The sequence below is a fragment of the Rhizobium leguminosarum genome, from assembly GCF_001679785.1.
Classification (GTDB): domain Bacteria; phylum Pseudomonadota; class Alphaproteobacteria; order Rhizobiales; family Rhizobiaceae; genus Rhizobium; species Rhizobium leguminosarum_R.
Window position 1 is genome coordinate 3,272,087 of record NZ_CP016286.1, and the last position, 16,304, is coordinate 3,288,390.

Here is a 16,304-nt window from a genome sequence, read left to right on the forward strand (position 1 = left end):
TATTGCGATGTCGGAAGTTGGATTGAACACGATCAGTTTTGCAGGTCGCGCCGCTGCATCTTCGCAGTTCAAGGCACTGTATGCGGAAGGCATGTCGCTGGTCGAAGAGACCGCCGCCTATCTCGACGGTCAGGGCCGCGCCGCTTCCAAGGTTCTGCCGCGGATGGCCTCGGTTCTCTACGCCGCGGAATCGATGCGTCTCACCACCCGCCTCATGCAGATGGCCTCCTGGCTGCTGTTGCAGCGCGCCGTCAACAATGGCGAAATGTCTCGCGATCAGGTGCTGGCTGAAAAGAACAAGGTTCGCCTCGACGGCTTCAACGTCGACCGCGCCGCGCCCGGCTGGGGCGACCTGCCGGAATCCTTCCGCGACCTCGTCGAACGCTCGCTGCGTCTGCAGAACCGCATTGCCCTGCTCGACCGCGAGATCTACCGCCCGTCCGAAGCGGTGATCGTTCACGATAATCAGAACAGCGTCCAGGCCCAGCTTTCCCTGCTGCAGACTGCCTTCGGCAACAACTGACCGGACCTGCAAGAATTCGAATACAAACCGGCTGCGTCTTGCGCGGCCGGTTTTTTGTTTGCCGCTGAACGCCGGCATCCCTCCAGCTTCCTTTGCGCGTCTGAAAAGACGCGCAGCACAGTAAGCCGTTGCAAACGCAAAAAAGCCCGGCAAAACCGGGCTCTCTTCGAATTCCGTCGAGCAGGAGCGATTTAGAGGCCGAGGCCGCCGAAACGCTTGTTGAACTTGGAGACGCGGCCACCGCGGTCCATGAGCTGCTGGTTGCCGCCGGTCCAGGCCGGATGCGACTTGGAATCGATTTCGAGGTTCATGACAGCGCCTTCCGAACCCCAGGTCGAGCGGGTTTCGTACTCAGTGCCATCGGTCATGACCACCTTGATCATGTGATATTCGGGATGGATGCCTGCTTTCATAACAATCTTCCTGCGATACCGGAGTTCAATTTGCCGCATGCAGTTGCGGCCAACGAACCGATTGAATAAATGAAGCCGCAGTCGGATGGCTACGGCTTCCCATTAGGATGCGGTGCCTATACATGAAGGACGCCTAGATAACAAGAGCCAACAGGCCGCATTGCGCGGGTCCTGCGGGCGATCGGAGACGATTTGGCAGAGCAGGCACGGGCTGAGAAAAACAAGACGCGATCGCTGCGACCGCTCGGCAGGCTGACGCCCTATGTCATGCGTTATCGCGGCCTGGTGGCCGGTGCGCTGATGTCGCTGGCGCTTGCCGCCATCACCTCGCTGGCGCTGCCGCTCGCCGTGCGTCGGATGATCGATCACGGCTTCACCCAGTCCGACGGCCGCTTCATCAACAGCTACTTCGCCATGCTGATGGTCATGGCCATCGTGCTCGCGGTCGCCAGCGCACTGCGCTATTATTTCGTCATCACCATCGGCGAGCGCATCGTCGCCGATCTTCGCCGCGATGTCTTTTCCCATGTGACCCGGCTGTCGCCCTCCTTTTTCGACGTCAATCAATCCGGTGAGATCGTCTCGCGGCTGACCGCCGATACGACGCAGATCAAGTCCGCCGTCGGCGCCACCGCCTCGGTGGCGCTCAGGAACTTCATCCTCTGTATCGGCGCCATGGGCATGATGATCGTCACCTCGCCGAAGCTTTCGAGCCTCGTCATCGGAGCGATCCCGCTGATCGTCTTCCCGCTCGTCGCCTTCGGCCGCTCGGTGCGCAAGCGCTCACGCGCCGCCCAGGATACGCTCGCCGATGCCTCCGCCTTCGCCAACGAGACGATCGCCGCGACCCGCACAGTCCAGGCCTTCAACGGCGAGGATGCCGCAGCGACGCGTTACGGCACCGCCGTCGAGTCCGCCTACGAGGCGGCCCGCGCCGCCATCCGCTCCCGCGCGCTGCTAACCGGGATCGCCATCACGCTGATCTTCGGCAGCGTCGTCGCCGTGCTCTGGGTCGGCGCCCATAGCGTGCTTGCCGGCACGCTTTCGGCCGGCACGCTCGGCCAGTTCCTGCTCTATGCCGTCATCACCGCCGGTTCGCTGGGCGCGCTGTCGGAGGTCTGGGGTGAGCTCTCGCAGGCAGCCGGTGCCGCAGACCGGCTGACCGAGCTTCTCGACGAGGTCTCGCCGATCGCAGCCCCCGCCAGCCCTGAGCCGCTTCCGTCGCCCAGCCGTGGCCGTGTCGAATTTTCCGGCGTGCACTTTGCCTATCCCTCGCGCCCCGGCAAATCGGCGCTGCATGGCTTAAGCTTCGCAATCACGCCAGGTGAGACCGTCGCCATCGTCGGCCCTTCCGGTGCCGGCAAGAGCACCGTATTCTCGCTGCTGCTGCGCTTCTACGATCCGCAGCAGGGCAGCGTGAAGATCGACGGTGTCGACGCGCAGCTGACAACGCCTGATGAGCTGCGCCAGCGCATCGCCATCGTGCCGCAGGACGTCACCATCTTTGCCGCCTCGATCCATGACAACATCGCCTTCGGCCGTCCCGGCGCCTCGCGTGACGAGGTCCGCGCCGCGGCTCTTGCCGCGCAGGCCGACGAATTCATCGCCCGGCTGGACCAGGGCTACGAGACCGAGGTCGGCGAACGCGGCATCACTCTGTCAGGCGGCCAGCGCCAACGCATCGCCATTGCCCGCGCCATCCTGAAGAACGCGCCCGTGCTGCTGCTTGACGAGGCAACCTCCGCGCTTGACGCCGAAAGCGAGACGCTGGTGCAGAAGGCGCTTGACGGTCTGGTGGACGGCCGCACGACGCTCGTCATCGCCCATCGCCTGGCAACGGTGCTGAAAGCCGACCGCATTCTCGTCATGGATCAGGGCCGGGTCGTCGAAGAGGGCACGCATCAGAGCCTGATCCGCCACGGCGGCATCTATGCGCGGCTGGCGCGGCTGCAATTCGACGCCGCCAACGAGGATGTGCTCGCTGCCGCGAAATAGCCGGCGCGCACTTCTCCCGCCAACAGCGACTAAAGTTTGAACCCGCCGCGCTTCTCTGCGGTTGTCTTTCGCGCGTCCCGCCCTAAGCTCTTCATTCCCCGGGTGGGGATATCGCTGCTGAAATCCTTGGGAGGAGATAGGAATGGCGCTTTCCGATATGACGCGACGTGCGGGCCTTGCGCTCGGTTTCGGTATGCTTGCGGCCATTGCCGTCGGCGCCTCTGCCACCGCTGCAGATTTTCCCGATCGCGCGATCACCATGGTCGTGCCCTTCGCGGCCGGCGGCTCGACCGATGTCGTCGCCCGCATCGTCGCGCAGAAGATGTCGGAGGATCTCGGCCAACAGGTGATCGTCCAGAACGTCGCCGGCGCCGGCGGCAATCTCGGCGCCGGTAACGTCGCCCGCGCCGAACCGGACGGCTACACCATCCTGATGGGCACGGTCGCGACCCACGCCCTCAATCCGCTGATCCTGAAATCGACGCCATATGACGCCGAAAAGGATTTCGCACCGATCTCGCTGCTCGTCGTCGTGCCGAATGTGCTGGTCGTCAATCCGGAACTGCCGGCAAAGACCGTGCAGGAACTGGTCGCCCTGCTGAAGGCCGAGCCCGACAAATACAGCTACGCCTCATCGGGCAACGGCACGCCTTTGCATCTTTCCGGCGAACTCTTCAAGTCCATGGCCGGCGTCAGCATGCAACACATCCCCTATAAGGGTGCTGGTCCGGCATTGAACGACGTCATCGGCAACCAGGTGCCGATCATGTTCGACAACCTGCCCTCCTCGTCGAGCCACATCAAGGCCGGCACTCTGCGGGCGCTGGCAGTGACCACGGCCGAGCGCGCGCCCTCCTTCCCCGACGTACCGACCGTCGCCGAGTCAGGCATTCCAGGTTACGAGACCTATACCTGGAACGCGCTTTTCGCCCCGGCCACGACGCCGAGCGAGGTCGTGACGCGCCTCAACGCCTCGGCTAAAAAGGCGCTCGCCGACCCAGCCGTCGCGGAACGGATGAAAGAATTCAGCGCCACCATCGTCGGCTCGACGCCGGAGGAACTCGCCGCCCATGTGAAGGCCGAACTCGCCAAATGGGGACCGGTCGTCAAGGGCGCAAACATCCAGATGGAGTGATGCCAAAGCATGATGCCGAAAAGTGTGAGCGGTTTTCGGATGACATCATGCTCTACTCTTTAATTGAGAACAGGATTCAGATTTTAGGCTGGCCGGGGCATAGGCGCCGGCGCCCTCATTCGCTTGCGTCCAATGGAAACGGTGACAATTGGACGCTAAGCAACCCAATCCTGATTAAGGCAGTGGAAAAGCTCGCCATTTTGATCTAGCCTCCGCTAAGCTGATGGTTGCAATTCAGCATTTTGGGATTTCGGGAGACATCTATGTATAAATTCGAAGTCTATAAGGACAAGGGCGGGGAGTTCCGCTTCCGCTTCAAAGCATCGAACGGGGAAGCCATGTTCTCGTCGGAGGGCTACAAGGCGAAGGCGTCCGCCATGAGTGCCATCGAATCCATCAAGAAGAACACGCCAAGCGCCGAGATCGTCGACCAGACGAAGGCCGAATCCTGAGCAGACCGGCAGCGGCGGCGTGATTGCCGCCCTGCCCTTTCGCGCCCGTAAGCAGCGCCGGCGCCCTTGAGCCAGGCTCGCTTGCTTGCGATTTTCGGCGCCATTTTTCTTTTTCGCATATTTTTTGAAAGCCATGTCGAAACGACCGGTGGCCGCGCCTCATTGTTTCGGAACGGCCATGCCGCTCCGCCGGGCTTTACGGTTTTCGGAATCTCGATCCCCGCTATCGGCATGCCCGGATCAACGCAACAACGAGATCAGGAGTTTTCCATGCAATATGCTCTCATCATTCGCGAAGCCGCCGAGGACTTCGCTCGCCGTGGCGATCCCACCTACCGCGACGGCTGGGTCGCCTACAGCCAGGCGCTCGCCCAGGCCGGGATCATGACTGGCGGCGCCGGGCTGACGGGCCCTGAAACCGGCACGATCGTGCGCCGCAAAGGCGAGGACCATGATGTGCAGGACGGCCCCTATCCGGACGGCAAGGAACAGCTCGGCGGTTTCTATCTGATCGACGTCCCCGACATGGACACCGCGCTCGAATGGGCGACCCGCGTTCCGATCTCCGACAAGGGTTCGGTCGAGGTGCGCCCGCGCCTGCAGATGTGAGGTGGCAATGCCGCTCGATGCCGGACGCGCTGCCGAAAAGGTGGCGCGTCAGTCCTACGGCAAGCTGATCGCCTTTCTCGCCGCCCGCTCGCGCGACGTGCCGGCGGCAGAGGATGCATTGTCGGAAGCGCTGGCTTCGGCGCTTCGCGTCTGGCCGGAACGCGGCATTCCCCGCAATCCGGAAGCCTGGCTGGTGGTGGCTGCCCGCCGCAACCTCATGCAGGCGGCCCGCCACCGCACCGTCGAGGCCAATGCACAAACGACGATATCGGTCGCCTTCGAGGAGGCGGAGGAACGCATGAATGCGGCCGGCAGTGCCGTCTTTCCCGATGAGCGGCTCAAACTGCTCTTCGCCTGCACCCATCCCACCATCGACAGCTCCGTGCATACGGCGCTGATGCTGCAGACCGTTCTCGGCATCGAGGCGAGAACCATCGCACGGACCTTCGTCGTTTCGCCAGAAACAATAAGCCAGCGGCTGGTGCGGGCCAAGGTGAAGATCCGCGATGCCGGCATTCCCTTCGCCGTCCCGCCTCGCCCCGCCTTGCCCGGGCGGTTGGCGGCGGTGCTTTCGGCGATCTACGCGGCTTACGGTCTTGGCTGGGACGGTCTCGATGGCGAGGAAGAGCGCCATTCGCTCGCCGGCGAGGCGATCTGGCTCGGCCGTGCGCTTCTGGCGGTGCTGCCGAACGAGCCGGAAGCGATCGGCCTGCTGTCGCTGATGCTCCACTGCGAAGCCCGCCGCAGCGCCCGGCGCGACGATAGCGGCCGATATGTGCCGCTGGACGAGCAGGATGCGGCCGCGTGGAACGCGATCATGATTGCCGAGGCGGATGCACTGCTGCGCAAGGCCGGCAGCTTCGACCGTTTCGGCCCCTTCCAGTGCCAAGCGGCGATCCAATCCGTGCATGCAGCGCGCCGGCTGTCGGGAACGACCGACTGGCAGGCGCTGACGACACTCTACGCAGCGCTGGTGATGATGAAGCCGATGCTGGGTGCGCGTGTCAGCCAGGCTGCGGTGATCGGCAGGGCCTCGAGCGCCACTGCCGGCCTGGAGCAACTCGACAAGCTCGATCCGCGCGACATCGCAAGCTACCAGCCCTACTGGGCGGTGCGTGCCTTTCTCCTGACCAAGGCCGGCGATGATACCGCGGCAGCCGATGCCTATATGACAGCCATCGGCCTCAGCGACAGCCCCGCCGTGCGCGATTTTCTCACCGGCCGGCTAAAGGACGCGTGGCAGGCGATATGAGGCCACTGCATAATTCCTTAAATCGGAGCCGATTTAAGGAATTATGCAGCAATTCAGAGTGTTACAGCGTCCTTTGCGCGTCCGAAAGACGCGCGGCGCTGTAATCACTTCTCGGTCAGCTTCAGCTCGATGCGGCGGTTGGTAGAGCGCGCATCCGGCGTATCGCCAGGCGCGATCGGCTGGAACTCGCCGAAGCCGGCGGCAACCAGCCGGTCGGCCGGCACGCCCTGTGCGATCAGGAACTTGACGACCGAAATCGCGCGCGCCGAGGAGAGTTCCCAATTGTCGCGATAGCGGCCCGTTCCGCCAAGCGGCACATTGTCGGTATGGCCATCGACGCGCAGCACCCAGTTAATCTCGGGCGGAATTTCCTTGGCAAGATCGAGAAGGGCGCTAGCAAGCTTCGCCATCTCGGTCCGCCCCTCCGGGTTGAGATCGGCGCCGCCCGAGGGAAACAGCACTTCCGACTGGAAAACGAACCGGTCGCCGACGATGCGGATATTTTCGCGGTCCGAAAGGATCTCGCGCAGACGGCCGAAGAAGTCGGAGCGGTAGCGGTTCAGCTCCTGCACGCGCGCGGCGAGCGCCACGTTGAGGCGGCTGCCGAGATCGGCGATCTTGGTCTGCGAGACCCGGTCTTTCTCCTCCGACGCCTGAAGGGCTGCTTCGACGGCGGCGATCTGGCTGCGAAGCGCTGCGATCTGCTGGTTCAGCAGTTCGACCTGGCTGAGCGCCCGTTCGCTCACCTGCTTCTGCTGGTCGAGCTCCTGCGTCATCGCCCCGATCCGCTTTTGCGCCGCATCCTGGCCGCCCGAACCGGCATTCAGCAGCGCCTGCAGCCGCGACCGGTCACCTTCGGCACTGGCAAGCGAGGCCTGCAGATTGGCGACCGAATCCTGGAGATCCTGATTGCTGCCCTTTTCAAGCGCAAGAAGCTGCGTCAGCTCGTTGATCTGACTGTTGAGACGATTGAGCACCTCATCGCGTCCGCTAATCTCGCGGCTGAGGATGAATTGCCCGACGACAAAGACCGTCAGCAGGAACATGATAGAAATGAGCAGCGTCGACAGCGCGTCGACGAAACCCGGCCAGTAATCCACCGTGCGTTCGCGGCGCCGGTTGCGGGCAAGAGCCATGGCTTACTTGCCCTCGCTCTTTTCTGCGTGGCTGGCGCGGTCGCGCAAGCGCTCGCCCCTCTCGCCGCCGCGCTCCTGCACGCCGATGCGTTCGGCAAGCCGGTCGAGCGTGCGACGCATCGCCTTGGCCTCGTCCTGCTGCGCCTCGATCCAGTCGCGCAGCATCTGCTGCTCGTTGCGCATGTTCTTGACGAGGCCTTGAATGCCTTCGGCAAGGCTTGCCATGGCGGCGACGGAGCGCTGGCTGCCGGCGCCGCCCTCTTCGGAGACCTTACGCAGATAATCGGAGAGCGCGCGCATGTCGTCCGAGGAAGCGCCGGAAACGGCCTCGAGAGCTGGGGCAAGATCGGAGCCGACATCCGTGACCGAGGACAGCCAGTTTTCCAGCTCCATGTAGAAGCGGTTTTGCGCGCGGCCGGCCTGCAGGTCGAGGAAGCCGAGAATGAGCGAACCGGAAAGGCCGAGCAGCGAGGAGGAAAACGCCTGGCCCATGCCCGAAAGCGGCGTGGAAAGCCCTTCCTTCAGCGCCGAGAGCACGTCTCCGGTGCCGTTCGAGCCGGCATCGAGGGACTGGATGACAATGCTGATCGAACCGATCGTGCCGATGAGGCCCCAGAAGGTGCCGAGCAGGCCGAGGAAGACCAAGAGGCCGATCAGGTAGCGCGAAACGTCGCGCGATTCGTCGAGGCGGGTGGCGATCGAATCGAGGATCGAGCGCAGCGCCGTCGTCGACAGTGCCAGTGAGGACTTGCGGCTGCCGAGCAGCGCCCGCATTGGCGCAAGCAGCCGCGGATTGCGGTTGACCTTGTCGGCGCTGCCGGCGGCGCGGAAGGAATTAAACCAGCGCACCTCGGGGCGAAGCGCCAGTACATGATTGAAAACAAGGATGATTCCGACCGCGAGAACGCCGAGGATCAGGCCGTTGAGGCCCGGGTTGTGCATGAAGGCGGTTTGCGTCTGCCGGAAAAGGATGGCGGCGATAAAGCCGACGATGACGAGGAAAAGCAGCATCGTCCAGAGGAAGGGCATGGGGCTCGAAAGCCTGTAGGCATAAGTGCCCGCCGTCTTTTCGGTGGAGCCGATCTCCGCCACATTCACATTTTCCATAGGTTACGCAGCCTCCGGATTCCCTGCTGGCGGAGACTAGAACAACATTGTGCCGAATTGAAGTATGCCGGGGAGAAAACCGTGACTTTACAACAGCCAGATTTTCGTTCGGTCACTTGGCGGGAACCGGCCGCTTGACGACTTCGATCAGCGCCTTGTGGATAATCTCGTTGCCGGCGACGATGGTGCCGCTCTCCAGCATCGTTGCGCCTCCGTCCCAATCGGTGGCGAAACCGCCAGCTTCACGGATGAGCAGGATGCCGGCCGCCATGTCCCACGGCGCAAGCTCGGCCTCCCAGAAACCGTCGAACCGCCCGGCCGCGACATAGGCAAGATCAAGCGTCGGCGAGCCCAGGCGCCGGATGCCTGCCACTTCGCCCATTACGTGGCGAAGCTCGACCAGGAACTTGCCGTGATTGCGCTTGCCGAGAGCCGGCACGCCACAGCCGATGACGCAATCCGACAGCGCCCGGCGCGCGGCGACGCGCAGGCGCCGGTCGTTAAGGAAGGCGCCGCCGCCGCGCTCGGCGGTATAGAGCTCGTCGGTCGCCGGATTGAAGACGACGGCGGCAACGATCTCGCCGTTGCGCTCGAGAGCGACCGAGACCGCGAAGGCTGGGATGCCGTGCAAAAAGTTCGTCGTGCCGTCGAGCGGGTCGACGATCCAGCGATGCGCACCGTCCGTGCCCTTGATTTCCTCACTTTCCTCGCCGAGGAAGCCATAGGTCGGACGCGCCTTCAGTAGCTCTTCCCTGACGATCTTTTCGGCCTTGCGATCGGCGGTGGAAACGAAATCGCCCGGCCCCTTCACGGAAACCTGCAGGTTCTGCACTTCGCCGAAATCACGCCCCAGCGATTTTCCTGCCTTGAGGGCAGCCTGAACCATGACATTGAGAAGAGCTGAACGAGCCATCGGGCATTTTCCTTGGGACTGATACGAGGTCCGCGCTGCCAGGGGCGGGAAGTGTCCCTGAACATGCATGACATGCAGCGCTGCATAGATTGGCGGCCTCAAGACCACAAAATCGCGGAAATTTCAAGGGGAGGCGCGCATGGCTGACCTGCGGCGCCAGAAACCGCCGATCTTATTCTGGACGGAACAACTCCGACGGCATCTTCGAATACTTGCGGCTTGCACGATTCCGTTGAAACCGACTTAAAACTTCTGCTGCGTCATCAGCACTTCACGAGCAATCTGATCGAGCGGCAGGACCCGGTCGACGCCGCCTATGGCGATCGCCTCCTTCGGCATGCCGAAAACAACGGAACTCGCCTCGTCCTGCGCCACCGTGTAGGCGCCGGTCTGGTGCATTTCCAGCATGCCGCGCGCGCCGTCGTCGCCCATGCCGGTCATGATGATCCCCATGGCGTTCGAGCCGGCCGAGCGCGCCGCCGAGCGGAAGAGCACGTCGACGGAAGGCCGGTGTCGCGACACCAGAGGCCCGGTCTTGACGCTCACATAGTAGCGCGCACCCTGGCGTTCGAGCAGCATGTGCTTGTCGCCTGGCGCGATCAGCACATGGCCGCGCAGCACCGGATCGCCATCGACGGCTTCCTTGACCTCGACCTCGCAGAGCCCGTTCAACCGCTTGGCGAAGGCGGCGGTGAATTTCTCCGGCATATGCTGGACGATCACCATGCCAGGCGCATTGGCCGGCAGTTCTTCCAGGAACTCGCGCAGTGCTTCGGTGCCGCCGGTGGAGGCGCCGACGCAGACGACCATCTCGGTCGTCTTCGCCATGGCCCGCCCCGTCGGCGGCGGCAGCATCACATCCGCGGTCAGCTTCTTGGCAGGCCCCTCCACTGAGACGGAGCGGATGGTTCCGGCGGCGCGGCGGACGTTGGAAAGCCGTGCATGCGAGGCGCTCTTGACGACTTCGCGAATGCGCATCGCGTCGTCGGAAAGGCTGTCAGCGGCGCCGATCTTCGATTTCAGGATGACGTCGACGGGGATCGGCCGTTGCGACATCAACTTGCGCAGGAAGGTGATGCCATCCATGCGCGGCATCTCCACATCGAGCGTGATGACATCGGGGATCTCTTCCTGCAACTTCCGCGCCGCCATGAACGGGTCGGATGCGACCGCCATGATCTCGATATCGGGATCCTGCTCCAGCACATGGGTCAGCGTCTGGCGGATGCTGGCGGAATCGTCGATGATGAGAACGCGGATTTTCTTAGCCATAAGTGCCCCTAATGCATGCCAGTCCAGAAGTGCGCAGCGGTTTTGGGATGACGGGATGCGCCTTAGCTGCGCTGGAACACCGTATTCGAGACCTGCTTCAACGGCAGATCGAAGCCGGTGATCGATTCGGAATGACCGATGAACATATAGCCGCCCTTCGCCAGGCAATCACAGAGGCGGTTGAGAACACCGGCCTGAGTCTGCTTGTCGAAGTAGATTAGCACGTTGCGGCAGAAGATGACGTGCATCGGTTCGCCGATCGCGTATTTCTCGTCCATCAGGTTCATACGGGCAAAACCGATCTTGCTGCGCAGTTTCGGCGTGATGCGCACCTCCCGCCGACCCGGCTGCTTGGCCGTCAGCACGTATTTGCGCTGCAGGTCGCGCGGCACGGGTGCGATCAAATCTTCCGGATAGATGCCACGGCGCGCCGTCTGCAGAACGTCGGTGGAAAGGTCGGTCGCCAGCACGCTGTAGGAGACGTCGTTGCGGCCTTCGGCAAACTCCGCCAGCACCATGGCCATCGTGTAGGGTTCCGCCCCCGTCGAGCAAGCCGCACTCCAAGTGCGGATAGTCCGCACGCCGCTATTGGTGATCGCCGGCAACGCCACGCTCTGCAGGTAGTCGAAATGCTTGGCTTCGCGGAAGAAGTCGGTCTTGTTCGTCGTCACCACGTCGATGAGGTAGACGGTTTCCTGGGCGAGGCCATCCTCATTAAACAGGAAGTCGCAATAATCGTCGAATGTCGCGTGGTTGGTTGCGCGAAGGCGGCGCCTCAACCGGCCTTCGAGCATCGTCAGCTTGGTTGGCGGCATCTTGATGCCGCTATAGTCGTAGATGAACCGGGCAAGCTTGTCGAAATTGCGCTTGCTGATCCGGTCGCCCGGCAATTGGGTTTCCACCGCTGCTGCCATACCCATAGAATGCAGTACTCCGAGTTGATGCGCGGATCAGGCCGCCGATTGCAGTGCCGAGGCATCCTCGCGCGACAGCAAGCGTGCAAGATCGATGATGACGACAAAACCGTTTTCACGGCGAACGACGCCGGCGATATAGTCCGAGCGCCAGCGCACGCCGATATCGGGCGCCGCCTCGATCTGCTCACGCCGGAACGGCGTGACCTCGAAGACCCGGTCGGCCACGAGGCCGAGCGTCAGCAGCCGGCTTTCCATCGGCACGTCGAGCACGAGCACGCGCGTGTGCGGCGTCGGCACGGTCTTCGTCATGCCGAGCTTCAAGCGAAGATCGATCGTCGGCACGCCCTGCCCGCGCACGTCGCGCAGACCGAGCAAATAGTCGGGACCATTCGGAATCTTGAAGGCCTCCGCATAGTCGAGGATTTCCCGCACCACCTCAACCGGCACCGCGAAGATCTCGTCGCCGAGGCTGAAGGTCACGAATTGCGCTTCCAGGGAGGTCGTGGCCATGATCATGCGCTTTCCTTGAATTCGGCGTCCCCATCATCGGGACCGCCCATGGAGAGATCGAGAGCGAAGCCTTTCGCCCGCGCCTGCTGACCGGCGACGCTGTTGGCGGCTGGTTTTTTGGCCCCCGGCTTGCGCGCGGTGGCCGGAGCCGGACTGCGCACCGTCATCCTGGCAGCTGGCGTGCGGTCACGGCGGCCGCCCGCCATATCGACCTTGAAGAAGGCGATCGACGTCTGCAGTTCCTCGGCCTGGGAGGCGAGCTCTTCCGAGGTTGCGGACATCTGCTCGGAGGCGCCGGCATTCTGCTGCGTTACCTTGTCGAGCTGCTGGATCGCCTCGTTGATCTGCGAGGCGCCGATATCCTGTTCGCGGCAGGCAGCGCTGATCTCGGAGACCAGTTCCGCCGTCTTGCGGATGTCGGGTACCAGGCGGCCGAGCATGTCGCCCGCTTCCTGGGCGGCTTTGACAGTATCACCGGACATCGCGCCGATTTCGGCAGCGGCCGACTGGCTGCGCTCGGCAAGCTTGCGCACCTCCGAAGCGACGACCGCAAAACCCTTGCCATGCTCGCCGGCACGAGCGGCTTCGACGGCAGCGTTGAGAGCGAGAAGGTCTGTCTGGCGGGCGATCTCCTGGACGATGCCGATCTTCTGGGCAATCGTGCGCATCGCATCGACAGCGCGAGAGACGGCTTCGCCGCTGGCTTCGGCATCCTTGGCCGACTGGCGGGCGATCTTTTCTGTCTGTGCAGCGTTGTCGGCGTTCTGCTTGATGTTGGCGGCCATCTCTTCCATCGAGGCGGATGCTTCTTCGGCCGATGCGGCCTGTTCGGTGGCGCCCTGCGACACCTGCTCGGAGCTCGAGGACAGTTCCTGGCTGCCGGCCGAGACATTCTCAGCGGCGGCGATCGCATCGGCGACGACGCCGCGCAGGCGCTCGACCATCTGCTCCAGCGCGATGCCGAGCATATCCTTCTCCGAAAGGGGCTTCGGAGAGACAGTCAGGTCGCCGTTCGAGATCTGGTTGGCGATCGTTGCGGTAGTGCGCAGGTTCGCCGTCATCCGGCTCATCGAATGGACGAGATCGCGGATTTCGTCGTTGCTCTTGTGCTCGATGTTCTGTTCGAGATCGCCGATGCTGACGGCATCGGCAAGGTTGACGGCGCGCTTCAGGCCGCGCGAAATGTTGAGCAGGATCCAGATCGCTGCTGCCGACGAGACGATGATCAGGCCGATCGTCATCATGACAAGCAGATTGCGTGACCGCGCATACTGGTCGTTGGTGGCGGCGTCGGTTTCGGCGACATTGCCGGTCACCGTGTCGTTCAGCTTAGTGAGGATGCCGAGAAGCTGGGTCGTCACCTGCTGGCCTTCGCCCATCGAGATGACGCCGGCCCGAGCGTTGGACTCCGTCGTGTTCTGCGTGGCGAGACCGGCGACGCGATCCTGCAGCGCTGTCCACTTGCCGTAGAGATCGCCGAACTGGCCCATGCCATTCCTGATATCAGGGTCTTCCGAAGCAGCGAGGCGAGCCTGCAATGTCTTGATCTGCTCGCGCTGCTGCGAGATCTCATCGACATAACCGGCGATCTTGGTCGGATCGGTGTTGATGATCGCATCCTTTTCGGCGCGGATCGAGCGCATCACGGCATCGGAGAGATCGCCGGAATCACGCAGATTGGCGACCGGACCGGCAACCATGATCGAGATCTCGCTGTTCAGCGACGAGAGATTGTAGATCGAGAGACCGGCCATGGCACAGGTCAGGAGAACGATGAAACCGAACACCAGGCTCAGTTTGAGTTTGATCGTGAAGCGCATTCCAAAACCCCCTTAGGACTGCAGCGGATATCCCGCGAATTGACACATTGTGCCGCCGTGAAAACGCTTCATGCGTTACCGGCCGAGCCGGTGTGCCCCGGCGCGTCCATGCGCCGGCCATAACGGGGCCGCTGTTGTCGCGGCCCCAATGCCTGCCGGTAAGCGCTTATGCGCTTTCCCGGAAATCATCATCGGCCGTATCCGGCCCTCCCATCGACATGTCGAGGGCAAACCCCTTCGCGCGGGCCTGCTGGCCCGCGACGCTGTTGGCGGGAGCCGTCTTGCCGGCAGGTTTGCGCGCTGCGGCCGAAGCCCGGCTTCGGACGGTGAGTTTTGCAGCCGGCGCGCGCTCGCGGCGCCCGCCTGCCATATCGACCTTGAAGAAAGCGATCGACGTCTGTAGCTCTTCGGCCTGGGAGGCGAGTTCCTCGGAAGTTGCCGACATCTGCTCTGAGGCGCCGGCATTCTGCTGCGTCACCTTGTCGAGCTGCTGGATTGCCTCGTTGATCTGGGCCGCCCCGATATCCTGTTCACGGCAGGCAGCGCTGATCTCGGAGACCAGCTCGGCCGTCTTGCGGATATCGGGCACCAGCCGGCCGAGCATTTCGCCCGCTTCCTGGGCCGCCGTCACCGTATCGCTCGACATCGAGCTGATCTCGGCGGCAGCCGACTGGCTGCGTTCAGCAAGCTTGCGCACTTCGGATGCAACGACTGCAAAACCCTTGCCGTGCTCACCCGCACGAGCCGCTTCCACGGCAGCGTTGAGGGCGAGAAGGTCGGTCTGGCGGGCGATTTCCTGGACGATGCCGATCTTCTGGGCAATCGTACGCATGGCGTCGACAGCGCGGGAGACAGCCTCGCCGCTGGCTTCCGCATCCTTGGCCGACTGACGAGCGATCTTTTCGGTCTGCGCGGCATTGTCGGCGTTCTGCTTGATGTTCGACGCCATTTCCTCCATCGAGGCGGACGCCTCTTCGGCGGAAGCCGCCTGTTCGGTGGCTCCCTGCGACACCTGTTCCGAGCTTGCCGAAAGTTCCTGGCTGCCGGATGAGACGTTCTCGGCGGCGGAGATCGCATCGGCGACGACGCCACGCAGGCGCTCGACCATCTGTTCGAGCGCGATGCCCAGCGCATCCTTGTTGGAGAGCGGCTTTGGAGACACCGTCAGGTCGCCGTTCGCGATTTGATCGGCGATGCCTGCCGTGGTCCGCAGGTTGGAGATCATGCTCTGCATCGCGATGCCGAGCGCGTCTTTGTCCGAAAGCGGCTTGGCATCGGTGCTGAGGTCGCCCATGGCAATCTGATCGGCAAGTGCTGCCGTGGCGCGCAGATTGGCAGTCATGGTATTGACCGTATTGATCAGATCCTTGATCTCGTCATTGGTTCTGACATCGACCTTCTGGTTGAGGTCACCGATTGCGACGGCGTTTGCGACGGTGGTGATCTTCTTAAGGCCATTGTTGATCCCGAGCGTAATCCACAACGCAGCACCGAGCGCCACGAGCACGGCGATGCCGGACGCGGTGGTGAGGATCAGTTTCGTTGAGTTATAGAGATTGGTGTTCGATTGGTTCGTCGCCTGCATGCCCTTGCGCTGGATGTCGATAAGGACGGAGATCGCATCGCCCATGTCGTCGGTCATCGTGCGCAGGTCACCGAGCGAAAGCGCCAGCGCTCCGGCCTGATCGCCACTGGCGTCCAGCTGCTGCAGCTCAGCGGATCTTTCACGAAATTTTGCGCCGATTGCCTGCAGCTTCTCCCAATAGGGTTTGCCCTCCGGCAGGGCGATGGCGTAGCCGGCATCGACAGTATCAAGCATCGTCTGCAGATGCTGGTCTGCCTCCTTATAGAAACCTGCAGCGGCTGTGGGATCCGTCGAGAGCAAAGCGTTCTTTTGGTAACGGATGGCGTCGACTTCGGCAATATTGGCGTTGAGGGCAAGTTCCAGACGGCGTACCGAGCCGTCGATCATCTTGCCGCTGGCCTCATTCAGAGTGCCGAGGCTCAGGCTTCCATAAACCGCGATGCCGATCAGCAGCAGCGTCATGATGCCAAAGGCAAGACCCAGTTTGAGTTTAATGGTGAAACGCATGTGATACCCCCGATTTGCGGTCAAAACGAATGGAGAGACATGTCCCCTTGGCGGGACGTCAAGCTTGGAAGTGATGTGCTGAAACGGGGAAAAGCGACTACATTCACTTCCCGGCAGCCGGACATCTATCCATCGCAGCGCCAACGCCTACATGCGTT

The 16,304-nt window shown here is 62.8% G+C and carries 15 protein-coding genes; 6 read left to right on the forward strand and 9 right to left on the reverse strand.

The window, feature by feature from the left end:
* Positions 1-7: 7 nt before the first annotated feature.
* Entirely contained in the window at positions 8-523 is a 516-nt protein-coding gene (locus BA011_RS16160) for a DUF1465 family protein (protein WP_003542804.1), read from the forward strand.
* A gap of 191 nt (positions 524-714) precedes the next feature.
* Here the strand turns inward: BA011_RS16160 and rpmE are convergent, their stop codons facing one another.
* The gene (gene rpmE / locus BA011_RS16165; protein ID WP_003542805.1) at positions 715-936 is read right to left on the reverse strand and encodes a 50S ribosomal protein L31; all 222 of its coding nucleotides are present in this window, start codon (positions 934-936) and stop codon (positions 715-717) included.
* Between the two features lie 192 nt (positions 937-1,128).
* Between rpmE and BA011_RS16170 the strand changes: the two genes are divergently transcribed.
* The 5 genes from BA011_RS16170 (at position 1,129) to BA011_RS16195 (ending at position 6,379) form a co-directional block, all read left to right on the forward strand.
* A complete protein-coding gene (locus tag BA011_RS16170; protein WP_065281202.1) occupies positions 1,129-2,931 on the forward strand; it encodes an ABC transporter transmembrane domain-containing protein in 1,803 nt (600 codons plus the stop codon).
* A 142-nt stretch (positions 2,932-3,073) separates the two neighbouring features.
* Positions 3,074-4,066, forward strand: coding sequence for a Bug family tripartite tricarboxylate transporter substrate binding protein (locus BA011_RS16175; RefSeq protein ID WP_065281203.1), 993 nt, complete (start codon positions 3,074-3,076; stop codon positions 4,064-4,066).
* A 263-nt stretch (positions 4,067-4,329) separates the two neighbouring features.
* Complete coding sequence (locus BA011_RS16185) at positions 4,330-4,518, forward strand: YegP family protein (protein WP_003542808.1); 189 nt, start codon at positions 4,330-4,332, stop codon at positions 4,516-4,518.
* 270 nt (positions 4,519-4,788) lie between these two features.
* On the forward strand, positions 4,789-5,127 hold the full coding sequence (locus BA011_RS16190) for a YciI family protein (RefSeq protein WP_065282566.1): 339 nt from the start codon (positions 4,789-4,791) through the stop codon (positions 5,125-5,127).
* A gap of 7 nt (positions 5,128-5,134) precedes the next feature.
* Complete coding sequence (locus BA011_RS16195) at positions 5,135-6,379, forward strand: RNA polymerase sigma factor (RefSeq protein WP_065281205.1); 1,245 nt, start codon at positions 5,135-5,137, stop codon at positions 6,377-6,379.
* Positions 6,380-6,483: 104 nt separating this feature from the next.
* On the opposite strand, the gene BA011_RS16200 is transcribed toward BA011_RS16195, so the two are convergent.
* The 8 genes from BA011_RS16200 to BA011_RS16235 all read right to left on the reverse strand — a co-directional run bounded on the left by BA011_RS16200 (position 6,484) and on the right by BA011_RS16235 (position 16,146).
* Positions 6,484-7,515, reverse strand: coding sequence for a peptidoglycan -binding protein (locus BA011_RS16200; RefSeq protein ID WP_065281206.1), 1,032 nt, complete (start codon positions 7,513-7,515; stop codon positions 6,484-6,486).
* A gap of 3 nt (positions 7,516-7,518) precedes the next feature.
* A complete protein-coding gene (locus tag BA011_RS16205) occupies positions 7,519-8,622 on the reverse strand; it encodes a MotA/TolQ/ExbB proton channel family protein (protein ID WP_065281207.1) in 1,104 nt (367 codons plus the stop codon).
* A gap of 112 nt (positions 8,623-8,734) precedes the next feature.
* Complete coding sequence (locus tag BA011_RS16210) at positions 8,735-9,535, reverse strand: inositol monophosphatase family protein (RefSeq protein WP_065281208.1); 801 nt, start codon at positions 9,533-9,535, stop codon at positions 8,735-8,737.
* Positions 9,536-9,778: 243 nt separating this feature from the next.
* Positions 9,779-10,807 carry a protein-glutamate methylesterase/protein-glutamine glutaminase gene (locus BA011_RS16215; RefSeq protein WP_065281209.1) on the reverse strand — a complete coding sequence of 343 codons (1,029 nt, stop codon included), beginning with the start codon at positions 10,805-10,807 and terminating at the stop codon, positions 9,779-9,781.
* 62 nt (positions 10,808-10,869) lie between these two features.
* Positions 10,870-11,727, reverse strand: a complete 858-nt coding sequence (locus tag BA011_RS16220; RefSeq protein WP_065281210.1) for a CheR family methyltransferase — start codon at positions 11,725-11,727, stop codon at positions 10,870-10,872.
* A 30-nt stretch (positions 11,728-11,757) separates the two neighbouring features.
* Positions 11,758-12,240 carry a chemotaxis protein CheW gene (locus tag BA011_RS16225; protein ID WP_003542818.1) on the reverse strand — a complete coding sequence of 161 codons (483 nt, stop codon included), beginning with the start codon at positions 12,238-12,240 and terminating at the stop codon, positions 11,758-11,760.
* The gene (locus BA011_RS16230; RefSeq protein WP_065281211.1) at positions 12,237-14,054 is read right to left on the reverse strand and encodes a HAMP domain-containing methyl-accepting chemotaxis protein; all 1,818 of its coding nucleotides are present in this window, start codon (positions 14,052-14,054) and stop codon (positions 12,237-12,239) included. Before BA011_RS16230 ends, BA011_RS16225 begins: the two co-directional genes overlap by 4 nt.
* Before the next feature lie 166 nt (positions 14,055-14,220).
* Complete coding sequence (locus tag BA011_RS16235) at positions 14,221-16,146, reverse strand: HAMP domain-containing methyl-accepting chemotaxis protein (RefSeq protein ID WP_065281212.1); 1,926 nt, start codon at positions 16,144-16,146, stop codon at positions 14,221-14,223.
* Between the last annotated feature and the right edge of the window lie 158 nt (positions 16,147-16,304).

What these genes read in the sequence shown, in the direction of transcription:
- BA011_RS16160 (WP_003542804.1), top strand. Translation starts at nt 8, where the DNA reads ATGTCGGAAGTTGGATTGAACACGATCAGTTTTGCAGGTCGCGCCGCT.
- rpmE (WP_003542805.1), bottom strand. Translation starts at nt 936, where the DNA reads ATGAAAGCAGGCATCCATCCCGAATATCACATGATCAAGGTGGTCATG.
- BA011_RS16175 (WP_065281203.1), top strand. Translation starts at nt 3,074, where the DNA reads ATGGCGCTTTCCGATATGACGCGACGTGCGGGCCTTGCGCTCGGTTTC.
- BA011_RS16185 (WP_003542808.1), top strand. Translation starts at nt 4,330, where the DNA reads ATGTATAAATTCGAAGTCTATAAGGACAAGGGCGGGGAGTTCCGCTTC.
- BA011_RS16190 (WP_065282566.1), top strand. Translation starts at nt 4,789, where the DNA reads ATGCAATATGCTCTCATCATTCGCGAAGCCGCCGAGGACTTCGCTCGC.
- BA011_RS16195 (WP_065281205.1), top strand. Translation starts at nt 5,135, where the DNA reads ATGCCGCTCGATGCCGGACGCGCTGCCGAAAAGGTGGCGCGTCAGTCC.
- BA011_RS16200 (WP_065281206.1), bottom strand. Translation starts at nt 7,515, where the DNA reads ATGGCTCTTGCCCGCAACCGGCGCCGCGAACGCACGGTGGATTACTGG.
- BA011_RS16205 (WP_065281207.1), bottom strand. Translation starts at nt 8,622, where the DNA reads ATGGAAAATGTGAATGTGGCGGAGATCGGCTCCACCGAAAAGACGGCG.
- BA011_RS16210 (WP_065281208.1), bottom strand. Translation starts at nt 9,535, where the DNA reads ATGGCTCGTTCAGCTCTTCTCAATGTCATGGTTCAGGCTGCCCTCAAG.
- BA011_RS16215 (WP_065281209.1), bottom strand. Translation starts at nt 10,807, where the DNA reads ATGGCTAAGAAAATCCGCGTTCTCATCATCGACGATTCCGCCAGCATC.
- BA011_RS16220 (WP_065281210.1), bottom strand. Translation starts at nt 11,727, where the DNA reads ATGGGTATGGCAGCAGCGGTGGAAACCCAATTGCCGGGCGACCGGATC.
- BA011_RS16225 (WP_003542818.1), bottom strand. Translation starts at nt 12,240, where the DNA reads ATGATCATGGCCACGACCTCCCTGGAAGCGCAATTCGTGACCTTCAGC.
- BA011_RS16230 (WP_065281211.1), bottom strand. Translation starts at nt 14,054, where the DNA reads ATGCGCTTCACGATCAAACTCAAACTGAGCCTGGTGTTCGGTTTCATC.
- BA011_RS16235 (WP_065281212.1), bottom strand. Translation starts at nt 16,146, where the DNA reads ATGCGTTTCACCATTAAACTCAAACTGGGTCTTGCCTTTGGCATCATG.